The 11,820-nt window shown below is 58.0% G+C and carries 9 protein-coding genes; 3 read left to right on the forward strand and 6 right to left on the reverse strand.

What is annotated here, in order from left to right; translation table 11 throughout:
• The first annotated feature begins 20 nt into the window (after positions 1-20).
• Both E6C55_RS18530 and E6C55_RS18535 read left to right on the forward strand, forming a co-directional pair.
• Positions 21-230: an MbtH family protein gene (locus tag E6C55_RS18530; protein ID WP_136371307.1), complete on the forward strand. Its 210-nt coding sequence runs from the start codon at positions 21-23 to the stop codon at positions 228-230.
• On the forward strand, positions 227-1,714 hold the full coding sequence (locus E6C55_RS18535) for a DHA2 family efflux MFS transporter permease subunit (RefSeq protein WP_230986744.1): 1,488 nt from the start codon (positions 227-229) through the stop codon (positions 1,712-1,714). The genes E6C55_RS18530 and E6C55_RS18535 overlap by 4 nt, the downstream gene beginning before the upstream one ends.
• Before the next feature lie 742 nt (positions 1,715-2,456).
• Here the strand turns inward: E6C55_RS18535 and E6C55_RS35085 are convergent.
• Positions 2,457-3,158, reverse strand: coding sequence for a 4'-phosphopantetheinyl transferase family protein (locus E6C55_RS35085; protein WP_330999638.1), 702 nt, complete (start codon positions 3,156-3,158; stop codon positions 2,457-2,459).
• A gap of 66 nt (positions 3,159-3,224) precedes the next feature.
• Between E6C55_RS35085 and E6C55_RS18545 the strand changes: the two genes are divergently transcribed.
• Positions 3,225-4,229, forward strand: a complete 1,005-nt coding sequence (locus tag E6C55_RS18545; protein ID WP_168735736.1) for an aldo/keto reductase — start codon at positions 3,225-3,227, stop codon at positions 4,227-4,229.
• On the opposite strand, the gene E6C55_RS18550 is transcribed toward E6C55_RS18545, so the two are convergent.
• The 5 genes from E6C55_RS18550 to E6C55_RS18570 all read right to left on the reverse strand — a co-directional run bounded on the left by E6C55_RS18550 (position 4,201) and on the right by E6C55_RS18570 (position 11,559).
• Positions 4,201-4,416, reverse strand: coding sequence for a hypothetical protein (locus E6C55_RS18550; protein ID WP_136371309.1), 216 nt, complete (start codon positions 4,414-4,416; stop codon positions 4,201-4,203). The two genes, E6C55_RS18545 and E6C55_RS18550, sit on opposite strands and share 29 nt — an antisense overlap.
• Entirely contained in the window at positions 4,413-5,516 is a 1,104-nt protein-coding gene (locus E6C55_RS18555; protein ID WP_136371310.1) for a GerAB/ArcD/ProY family transporter, read from the reverse strand. The genes E6C55_RS18550 and E6C55_RS18555 overlap by 4 nt, the downstream gene beginning before the upstream one ends.
• A 22-nt stretch (positions 5,517-5,538) precedes the next feature.
• Entirely contained in the window at positions 5,539-6,777 is a 1,239-nt protein-coding gene (locus E6C55_RS18560) for a Ger(x)C family spore germination protein (protein WP_136371311.1), read from the reverse strand.
• Complete coding sequence (locus tag E6C55_RS18565; protein ID WP_136371312.1) at positions 6,744-8,306, reverse strand: spore germination protein; 1,563 nt, start codon at positions 8,304-8,306, stop codon at positions 6,744-6,746. Before E6C55_RS18565 ends, E6C55_RS18560 begins: the two co-directional genes overlap by 34 nt.
• A 106-nt stretch (positions 8,307-8,412) precedes the next feature.
• Positions 8,413-11,559, reverse strand: a complete 3,147-nt coding sequence (locus tag E6C55_RS18570) for an ATP-binding response regulator (protein ID WP_230986746.1) — start codon at positions 11,557-11,559, stop codon at positions 8,413-8,415.
• Positions 11,560-11,820: the final 261 nt, after the last annotated feature.

Here is an 11,820-nt window from a genome sequence, read left to right on the forward strand (position 1 = left end):
TTGAGAAGAGGAGAATCGGCATGAGCAATCCTTTTGAAGCAACGGAAGACAAGTTTTACGCACTTGCGAACGCGCAAGGCCAATATTCGCTCTGGCCCGCCTTCGCCGAGATTCCGGCGGGGTGGACGAAGCTGTACGAAGCGGAGCGGGAAGCCTGTCTGGCCTATATTGAGGAGCATTGGACGGACATGCGTCCGCAGCCGGCCGCCCCGCAAGCGGCCGGCGTATGACGGGGATGCGGGCGGCGGGCGCGCGGGGCGTGAACCCGAAGGTCGCCATTCGGCTGATCTATGTGGCGGCGATGTTCCTCGTCGCCATGGATGCGACCATCGTCAACGTGTCGCTGCCGGCGATCTGCGAGGAGTTGGGCGTATCGCCCGCACAGGCGGGGACGGTCAATATCGGCTATCTGATGGCCGTCGCCTTGACGCTGCCGCTGGCGGGCTGGCTCGGGGAGCGCTTCGGCGGCAAGCGCGTCCTGCTGAGCGCCATCGCGGTATTTACGGCGGCGTCCGTCTGCTGCGGACTCGCGGGGAGCCTGGAGGGGCTCATCCTGTTCCGAATAATCCAGGGCGCAGCCGGCGGCTTGATCGCGCCGGTCGGCATGGCGCTTCTGTTCCGCGCCTTTCCGCCCGAGGAGCGGGCCAATCTGTCCCGCTCGCTCGTGCTGCCGATTGCGGTGGCGCCGGCCGTCGGACCGGTTCTCGGAGGGTTCTTCGTCGAGACGCTGTCGTGGCGTTGGTGCTTCTATATCAATCTGCCGATCGGCGCGGCTGCCTTCGCGCTGGGGCTGGCGGGACTGGCGGCGGCCGGACGGCCGCAGCGGAGCGGACGGCTTGATTGGATCGGGCTGCTGCTGAGCGCGCCGGGCTTCGCGATGGTGATCTACGCGCTCAGCCAGGGCTCGATGCGCGGCTGGGCGTCGCCCGAGATTGTTGCCACGGGGCTGCTGGGCGCGGTCTTGCTGGCGGCGATGACGGCGAGGTCGCTGCGTATGCCCGCGCCGCTGCTGCAGCTCGGACTGCTGTCGCAGCGGCTGTACCGGACCGCAGGGCTGATCGCCCTGTGCTCCTCGGCCGGTCTGCTTGGCATGCTGTACGTATTCCCGCTTATGTACCAGAATCTGTTCGGCGCCTCCGCGCTCCATACCGGGCTGACAACGTTCCCGGAGGCGCTCGGCTTGATGGCGGCTTCGCAGTGCATGCCGTGGTCGGTCCGGAAGCTCGGCGTGCGCCGGGTCATCGCCGTCGCGCTGCTGTGCGCGATGGCCGTGTTCGGCGCGCTCTCGCTTGTACAGGCCGATACGAATGCATGGCTTGTGCGCTTGCTGCTGCTCTGCGGCGGCTTCACGCTGGGGCATTCGGTCGGCGCCGTGCAACTGCTGGCCTTCGCCCGCATCGAGCCGCCCCGCATGGGGCAGGCGACGATGCTGTTCCAAGTGCAGAACCGGTTCGGTTCTGCGCTTGGGGTCGCCGTCATCGGCAGCGTGCTGGCTGCCGGGACGGCCGGCGCAGCCGCCGACGCCGCGCTGGCCGCGGGGCCGGGCGCGTGGGGGTATCGGGCCGCGCTGCTGGCGGCGGCCGCGTTCCTGGCGTTGGCGTGGGTGCTGGCTCTCACGCTGCGCGAGCGCGACACGGCCGGCGTGGCCGTGCGGCGGCCGCAAGCTTCAGCCGCCGCTCCCGCCGAGGCGGCGAAGGCGCCGCCCGCTTCCTAGAGTCAGCCGTAGAGATCGGCGCGAGCGAACCTCCGGGAGCTGCGCGCCGGAATTGCGAACCGCGGAATGGACACTTGCCAAAGTGCCCGTTCCGCGTTTTTTTGACATGGGGCAGCCCATTTGGAATCATGCGGGAGGGGGGACCGGGCATCTCGCCGGACTCGCCGGACTCGCCGGACTCGCCGGACTCGCCGGACTCGCCGGATACGAGGAATTTATGTGAAATTTCACATTCGAGCGGCGCGATAACGGGCAGGTTGGACGATTCTATGTGAAAAATAGCCTATATAGAGAAAATTCCGGCTGCAGTTGCTGGATGTATGCTAAAAATCACATAAAACGCCGAGATCGCGGCTCATTCAAACCGATGAATGTGAAAAACCGCATAAAATCGCAAAATCAGGATGGGAAGGAGTGGGGATGACCCGGCGGCGGTCGGGGTGCGGCGAAGAGCCAAGAGGTTCCTGAGCCGTGGGGAGAAGAAAAGCTAGTGCACGGCGGATGAGAAAGTTCGATGGATCACCGATCGCGAACCCCGCCATTCCCCTCTGTCTCACCTCACAGCGACATGCCAACTGCGCCGGACCAGATCTGGATGTATGCTGAAGTCCAAGCGGTTTTTTTGGCCATTAACTGCCTCCCGAAGCTGCCGCAACCCGTCAACCCGTCAGTATGCGAAAAACCACATAAAACCGCCAAACTCCAAACCGCCAAAGTCATCGAACCACAGGGGGAATGAGCGTCAATTGAGAAAAAGCAAGGAATTTTCATACAACCGGTCAAAGCTCCAGAACGTAACGCACTCAGGGAAAAGATCAACCGTGCTGCAGACTGACAGTTTGTATTTATCGTCTGGATGGAATTGTTTAAAGTAGGCGGCTTCGCCGTTATGATCATTCCGGAACATTATTTCACCGTCAGACAGGGCAAATGAAAACAAGTTTAAAGGAAGCGACAGCCCTGCGCCGATAGCTTTAAGATAACTTTCCTTTAACGTCCACAAATCAAAAAAGTAGGCTCGGCGCTCAACCTCATCTTTTCTGCAAAATTGCATGTACTCTTCATCCGACAAAACATGTCTGGCCATTCCGTCATCGCAAGAAGCGATCTCTTCAATATCGATTCCCACAGGGGAGCTGCCAATTGCACAAACGACCCATTCCCCCGCATGGGATAGATTGAACTCGAGAGAGTCGAGGGAGTGTTCTCTAAGAAAAGGCTTCCCGAATTGGGTTGTACCGAAAACGATAGCCTCATTTCGCAACGACGTCCGTTTAACGATCAATACGCGAATTAACAATTCTGCCGCTAACGATCTCATGAAGTCTTCTTGTCTGCGCAATCGATTCAGTTTTTCTATTTTCTGGGCAGGGATGTATTGCAGCAGCTTGTTTATCGATTGCTCCGGGTTTGCTCTCGCGATTTTAACCGCGTAAATTTCCATTTCGCTTTTCTCCCTTTTTTCTATTATCCTAATTATACTGGTAAATTCATAAAGGGAGAAATGACGATGAGATACATTCAAGTACGGGATACGAACCTGCGGCCTTCGGTTATCGGGCTTGGCACGTCGGACTTCGGCACGGCTATCCGCGAAGAGGAGGCATTCGGCTTGCTGGACCGATTCGTCGAGCTCGGCGGCACGCTGGTGGATACGGCGCATGTGTACGGCGATTGGGTCGAAGGGGGCAAAGGGGCGAGCGAGCGGACGATCGGCAAGTGGCTGGAGCAACGCGGGAGCAGGGACAAGATCGTATTATCGACGAAGGGGGCGCATCCGCCGCTGGCGGATTTTGCCCGCTCGCGTCTTGATGCGGATTCGATCCGATCCGACCTGAGCGACAGTCTGGAGCGGCTGCGTACGGATTGGATCGACCTGTACTGGCTGCATCGGGATGATCCCGAACGGCCGGTCGAGGCCGTCATGGAAGCGCTGCACGAGCATGTCGCGGCGGGACGCGTCCATTATATCGGGGCTTCCAACTGGACCCGCGAGCGTATTGCGGCAGCCAATCGTTACGCCCAGCGGAGCGGGCTGACCCCGTTTGTCGCCAGTCAGCCGCATTGGAATCTGGCTGTGTTGAATCCGGTGCTTCCGCCGGACATCGTCGCTATCGACGACGAGACGCGTGCCTGGCATGTGGAGACGGGGCTGGCCGTATTCGCTTTCTCGTCGCAGGCGTCCGGCTTCTTCGGCGGCAAGTATGGCCGCGGACTGGCTCCTGAAGGAGGAAGGGCCGGTCACGTCCAAGAGATGTACGCGAATGAGGCAAGCTACGATCGCCTGGAGCGAGTGCTGGCGCTGAGCAATCGGCTCGGGACCCGCGCATCGCAGACGGCGCTCGCCTATGTGCTGTCGCATCCGTTCCCTGCGTTCGCGCTGATCGGCGCGAACAAGCTTGAGCATCTGGAGGATAGCTGCAAGGCGGGAGACTTGGTCCTGACTCCGGAACAACTGCGTTATCTGGAGAGCGGAGAGGGTTCGTTCACTTCAGCAGTTTCTCCAAAGGATTAAAAATCGCAATAATAGGTTCGGCGAGTTGAAACTTCAATTTTATGAGATATAACAATTCGCTAAGCAGCAGCAGCAAGGCGATGAACCCGAATATGAGCAGACGGGAATGCTTATTGTGTTTTCCGGTGCGCGTATAGCGCCACTCGATCGCGGCTATTAGCCCGTAAATAAACAGGATGGCAGTCAATTGAATCTTCCCTTCCGCTTTTTTCTCCACGCCGCTTGGAGGCTGTCGACGACATAGTACAGAATGGGAATCAATTCCGACGCGAAAAACAAGGTCAGCAGTCCTCCGGTCATCAGGTTCTGGAACTGGATGTTTGACTTGACAATGACCAGCGAACCGACCGCAATAAACGCGGTTACCGGAGAAACGAACGGCTTCGTATCCTTCAGTTTGAGCAGGTGCGCCAGTATTAACGAGATAATGAACACAATAAAACCGAGCTTGACGAAAATACTGATCAGCCAGAGGGCGATCAGCGCCGGGTCGAGCGTCTCCAGGAATGAGCCGCTCCTCATGAAGCGCAACAGCTCCAGCTCGGGATAGTTTAAATTGGAGGCGAGTTCCGGGCCGAAAATAAGCAACAACGGAACGATATGCAGCAGCACCAGCGCAGCCGCCACGATCATGGAGCCGGACATGGAACGAAAGGTTCTGTGCGGCTGCATAAGATACGGATAAATGAACAATACAAACGACATTTCCCCGAAGACGGACGATGTATAGTAGGCGGACGGCCAAGCTTCTCTCGGGCTGAAGTGAGTAGCCAGACCGACCCCGATATACCAGTTGAAGCTCTCGCTGACCAGAATCGGAATCAGCAGGAATGACAACAGACTGAACAGAAAAATTCCTTCCGCAGCCCGGAACACGGAGTTGACTCCGAAGCGCACCGTATAGGCGATGCAGATGCCGCATAAGCCGGCAATCGCCCAAGGAGGGGTACTGACCAGGTAGAATTGGATCAGGAAATCCTGGAGCTCCCAGAAGTTGATCATGCCGATCAGCAAATTCGCCACGGCGATAAAAAGCACAAGCGGGGTATGCAGCCACCGGCCGACGATCTCCTTGCCATATTCGACAAAAAAGCGATCCGGCCGCCGCATGCCCAGCCGATAGGCAAAAAACGCCATGCCAAGCCCGATCAGCGCGCCGGACAGTATGCCCAGCGGTCCGTTATAACCGCTCTGCTGCATCATGATGCCCAGCATAAAAGCAATCATGGTGGAAAACAGATGCAACGCGAACAGCTTGAAGAGCTGAGCTTGGGTAACGGTTTGCATGTGAACTCCTTTCTCCGGCTATTCAGGCTTCGTCATTTAAAAATTTTTCCCGAATAGAGTGGACCGAACTGCCGGAGCGTTTGAGCATCGCATCCGTTTCAATTTTGACTTCCAAGCGGTTTTTGTAATAGTCCCGCCATTGCTCCTTTATGCGGTTCCATTCTCGCGGGTACCGGACGGAGAAATAAAGAGCGAAGCCGAAGACGTCCGCCCCCGCCTGCCGCGTCTTGGCGACCACCGAGGCAAACCCTTCGTTTGCTATCTTGTTGATCGCCTGCTCCAATTGTCTGATTTCCCCTTTGCTCTCCAGATCGATCTCCGAATCCGAGGCGATGATAACGGCCTGCAGCTTGCAACGGATGACGATTTTAAAGTCTTCTCCGGTCAGCGCCGGGCGAATGGTCATATCCAGAGAGGTTGTATAAAAACCTATCTTCCCGCCGTCCGTCGGCGAATCGATGCTATATATATACTGCTTCAATTGGTTCAGTATCGCCCTGGCACTGGACAGCTCGGATGGCTTAAGCCGCGTCTCCACGAGTTTGCCGTTGCGCAAAATGGCGGCGCCTGCCGTCGTCAGGCTGGGAGGAGAACCGGGAGCAAGCGCCGCGTTGTTATGGATAAAGCCCAGGATGGGCAGCAGGCCGTCGCCTCCGTTGGCTTTTGAATACATCAGATCCTTGACTGTGGTGCTCATAATTTGTCTGTTGCTTACGTATCCGTTCAATACGGACGCCAAAAAACGTTCGAACGGGATGGACATTTGGGCAACTTTGTTCCGGACAGGCCCCTCCACCAGAAACAGATTGGTGTTCATCTTCAGGTAGGGATTGCGCAAGACGAACTCGAGGATCGGTTCGACTCCCCGTTCGGCGAAGCGGCTGCCGATGATAATGCTGTGCGTTTGACCGAAGGCGATCTGGCGCGGCACGTCGCCCTGAATTTTCTGGAGTGCATCCTCAAGACTGGGGCCAACCCGGCTTATATAGGCGTTCGGCTGGGCGGAGGAAGCGGTTGCGGACACGCCGCTGCCGCCCGTCTGTCCCGGAATGAGCCGATTGGTCAGAGGGAAGCCGAGCGTCAATTCCACTCCCTTGTCCGTCTGATCGATCAGCATAACGCTGACAAAAGCGCGGTTGTTCAGTTCAATCGATGACCAGCAGCCTGTCAGAAGCGCAATTGCAAGCAAACCGGCCGTTGTTTTGAACAGCCTTGTTAGTGCGGTTGTCACTCGTCGTCCGCTCCTTCGGAGGAAGCCCATGCCCGCATATTGGCGATTTCTCGCAACCGATTTGTCCGATTCGCCATAAATGGCAGGGTGCGCATTTTCCACCACGGAGCCCGATATACGGTATCTTTTAATGACCGGGCAGCTCTTGGGGTGACCGGCGCCAGGTACGGCGTTCCGAACGATTGCAGGTTGACCAGGTGCACATAGATGAGAATGATGCCGCAGGCAATGCCGAAAATACCGAACATGCCGGCCAGCAGCATCATTGGAAAACGCAGCAGGCGAAACGACAAACCCAGGTCGAAATTCGGAATGATGAAGGAGGCGATTCCTGTCACCGACACAATAATAACCATTGCCGCCGAAACGATGCCGGCCTGCACGGCGGCCGTGCCGATGATGAGCGCTCCGATAATGGACACCGCTTGTCCGATAGATTTGGGAATGCGCACCGATGCTTCGCGCAGCGCCTCGAAAGCCAGTTCCATCATCGCGGCCTCCATCAGCGCCGGAAAAGGAACGATTTCCCGCGAGGAGGAGATAGAGATGAGCAAGTTGAACGGAATCATCTCCGGATGAAAGGTTGTGATCGCGATATAAAACGACGGAAGCAGAAGAGAGGTGCTCAGAAAGATAAACCTGATCCAACGAATCCAGGAGGCCGCGATAAACGGCTGGTAGTAATCCTCCGCGGATTGCAGCATCATAAAAAATGTGACCGGGGCCAGCAGGATCATCGGAGTATTGTCTACCAGAATGGCGATGCGCCCTTCAAGCACGGAAGCGGATACCGTGTCGGGGCGCTCGGTATATTGCAACTGAGGGAAGGGGGAATAAGGCGAGTCCTGGATGATCTCCTCCAGGTAGCTGGAGCCGAGCACGCCGTCGATACGGATGTTGGCCAGCCGCCGCTTGACTTCCCGAATGAGCCGATCGGGGCAGGTCCCCTCCAGATAAGCAAGGATGACCGACGTCTGGGTGTGGACGCCAAACGTCAGCCGCTCGGTTTTGAGCAGGGGGCTCTTAATGCGGCGCCTCAGCAAAGTGAGATTCGTGTCCAGACTTTCTACAAACGCCTCGCGCGGCCCCCGAATGACCGATTCGTTCGGCGCCTCTTCCAAGGCTCGCGTCTCGTAACTGACAAAGGGAAGCACAAGCATCTGCGCTTCGTTCTCCTGCAGAAGCACGCCATGCCCCATCATCACTTGCTTGATCGCCTCGTCGGGGTCGTCTATCACGATGGTTCTGGCAAGCGGAATACGATGCTCGTCGAACAACCCGGCCGGCTCATCAACCCTCTCGGACGATTCTCTTAGCAGCGGCATGAGCAGATGCTCCTCCGCGTTGAGGTAATCGAACATCCCCTGGAAATAAATGAGCACGCAGGGTAAGCCCCTGCCAATTGTGAACGTATGAAAAACCGCGTCATAGCAACGGTCCAGCCGTTCTTTGAACCATTCCAGCCGGGGCGTCAATTCCAATGTGGGCGGACAAGCGCCGACCGGGGCGGATTGTGTCTCGCGGGAAGTCCCCTTCATCGCACGTCCTCCATTTTCCATAAGTGCCAACAGAGCTAATTGTTGTCAGAAAAATGGAAAGCATTCAAGACGAGCGAAATTTTATTGAGAACTTGCGCTTATCGCTTCTCCGCTTGCGAGGCAACGCTCACGACCGCTGAGGAATGACGAAGGAGACGACGGTCGCCTCCCCCGGCACGCTCCGGATAGACAGACCTTGGCCGTATGCCTGGATCAGACGGCGATTCGTGTTGGCAATGCCGATTCCGGGGCGCGAGGGGTCGGGACGGTTCAGCAGCCGTTCGATCAGATCGGCAGGCATGCCGATGCCGTTGTCCCGGACTGCGACGGACACGCCGTCCGCCGTGAGCCTCACGGTCAGCCGCAGCATCCCGCCGCCTGCCTTCTTCAACAGTCCGTGCCGAACCGCATTCTCCACGAGCGGCTGAATCAATAGCGGCGGGAGGGACAAGCGAATGTCCGGTTCGATCTCCTGAACGACCGAGAGCCTGTCTCCGAATCGCTCCTGCTCGATGTACAAATAAGCGCGCACAAGCTCCAGCTCATGCTCCAGATCCACCATTGCCCCCGTGTTCGAGTAATCGAAGCTGATTCGCAGGAAGGATGTGAAGGCCTCGCCGAACTTGCGCATCTTCTCTGTATCCATCTCGCCGAGAGCAATCAGGGAATTGATCGTATTAAACAGGAAGTGAGGTTTGATCTGTGCTTGCAGGTAGGCCGCTTCCATCCGCAGCCGCTCCGCCAGCGAACGCTTTAACGCAATAAGCGAACGGATTCGGTACTTCAGCTCCGTCGCATCCGCAGGCTTGGTTACATAGTCGTTGGCCCCGACGAGGAAGCCGGAATACATGTCCGCCGGTTGGCCGCGCGCCGTCAGCAGCAGCACCGGCAGCTCGGAGACGGAACGGCGCTCCCGCACCTTCTCCGTCAGCTCGTAGCCCGACATGCCCGGCATCATCACATCCGCAATCAGCAAGTCCCAATCTCCGTCGGCCAGCCATTCCAACGCCTCGCGGCCCGATGTTGCCTTGGTGACGTTATAGGGTTCCGTTGACAAAATGCCCGCCAGCACATTGAGATTAACCGGGTCGTCGTCGACAATCAGAATGCGGATCGGGGCATCCGGCGAACGGAGCCAATCCGGCAGCGCGATCCGGGCGGTCTGCCCCCCGACGTCATCGCCCGGAGAACGGGACATGGCCGCCGCCGACATGGCCGTCATCGCCGCCCCTTCAGGCGCCGCCGTCTCGAGCCGCGCCGCCACCGCCGTCGTTGCCGCCGTCTCCGCCGCCGCATCCGCCACAGGCAGGCGGAAGAGGAACGCCGAACCGCGCCCCGGCTCCGACTGTACGATCAGCTCGCTTCCGTGCAGCTCTACCAGTTGCTTGCAGATGCTCATGCCGAGGCCAAGCCCCCGACCGTCGCTGCGGTTGTTCGTTCCCTGCACATAAGGGACGAACAGGCCGGCCAACGTCTCTTCATCCATGCCGACGCCGGTGTCGACGACTCGGACTTCGACCTGCCCGTTCAGCAGCTTCGCCGCCACCGTGATTTCGCCTTCTTCGGTGAATTTGTAAGCATTGTGCAGCAGGTTATAAACAATCTGCATGAACCGCTGCTCGTCCGCCCACACGGGAGGCAGCGAGCGATCCAGCGCAAGGCGAAGCCGAACGGGCCTGCCCTCGGCCATATAGTCCAGCATGCCGGCAACCCCCGGCACGACGGCATGAAGATTAAGCGGCTCCGGATGGAGCACAATGCGGTGCTCGCGAAGCTGGGCCAGATCCAGCAGGTCGTCGAGCAGCCTGGACATGCGCCGGCTGACCGTTCCGACCAGCTCCAGCGCCTGCCGGCTCTCCGCCTCCAGCTTGTCCTGTTCCCGCGCATATACGCTGTTGGACAAATTCATGATGCCGTGCAGAGGAGTTCTCAGCTCATGCGAAGTGTTCGCCAGGAATTGATCCTTCATCCGATCGGCGATCTTTAACTGCTCGTACAACCGCTCCACTTCGTCGGAGTTCCGAATATACTTTTTGAACCAATACACGGAGAACGCCGTAACGGCAATAATCAGGTCGAGCGGATAATACACGCTTGACGGCTCGACATAACCGATCTCGTTGGTCCATATTAAATTGGACATGATGCACACGGCGGATATCAGAATAAAGTGGATATCCTTATCTTCCGACTTGCCGAATACGAGCTTCCCCACAGCCGCTGCAAACCAAACAAGCGGGATTAGAAAAGCAAGCGTATAAACGCCCGTATCCAGCATCCGGTTCACCGCCGATATCGGCAAGAGCGCGGTGCCGAGGCCAAGAATCAGCAGCATAGCCGTGTAAGCTTTGAGTCCAATGCCGATCTTCCGGATACCCGCGAACTTTCGATACATGAGCAGCACCGAATAATTTTGCAGCATGACGGCCAGTACCCGAATCTTGATGCTCCACGAGTAATTGAGCGGCATCCACATCGCCAACACTTTGTCATGCCCGCCGGCGACAACAAGGCCGACCGACACATAGATAAGACCGCTGATCAGAAGAGAACGATTCTGCGGCTTATACGCATAGACGATGCCGGCGTACAAGCCGTGCAGCAGCATGATCAGCAGCGTCATCAGTTGGAAGTCGATTGAATGGCTTCTGCTCGACTCGATGTCCGACTGCAGCCCGAACAGCACGGGGCGGATAACCCCGCCCGACAGCGGCGATTCATAATTGGTCACGCGCAGCAGCAGTTCAATCTCGGTGGCATCCTCTTGATAGTAGGTCGCCGTATAAGAGACGTTATTCGGCTTGTAGGTGTCCCGATCGGCCGTTACCGTCCCGGAGCCTCCCGCGATCTCGCCGTTCACTTCGGCTTCGGAGGAGCTCTTGACGCTGGCAATCGAGAATGCGATCGGTTGCTTCAGCGGATCGACAAGAACCCGCAGCCGGTACGTGCCGTAGCCGTAGGCGCTGCCCGAACCTTGCTGTTCCGGGCCGGACGGGCCTGATGAGCCGGATGGGCTGAACGGTGTCCCCCAGTTGCCGGGAACTTGAATGGTCTGCCGCGGCCGAGCCTCCGATGGAAGCTCCCCGCTGGACAGCAGTTGCCCCGGATACCACTCCCATTCCCCGTTCAGCCTCATCGGCCCGGTTGTCTCCCAATCGACTCCGCGCAGATCGAGTACGCCGTCCGTTATCGGCGGGGGGCGGTCCATCGGGAACAGCACCGCGGCCCACAGCCAGCGCAGACCGAACAGCAGACCGAACAACAGGATGCACAATATTAGTTTTCTGTATTTTCCGAAGTGGGATGCTCTAGTGTCCATATGTCATGATTCGACAGCCTCCCGGCATAATCCTTGTTCTCCGGAGCGCCTGTGTGCCGGATTTTCCTTCGGGATCGCCCGATGGCTGCGACATGCGATTGAATGGGTTGAGCGAGGGCCCAAGCTGCCAACTATTCCTGTTCAATAGAAGGAATGTGCCAAGTTTTGTTATGTCCCTTTACAAGTTTCGTTCCTGTTCGGTCGGATGCCGGCATT

The organism is Cohnella fermenti, from assembly GCF_004801405.1.
Classification (GTDB): domain Bacteria; phylum Bacillota; class Bacilli; order Paenibacillales; family Paenibacillaceae; genus Cohnella; species Cohnella fermenti.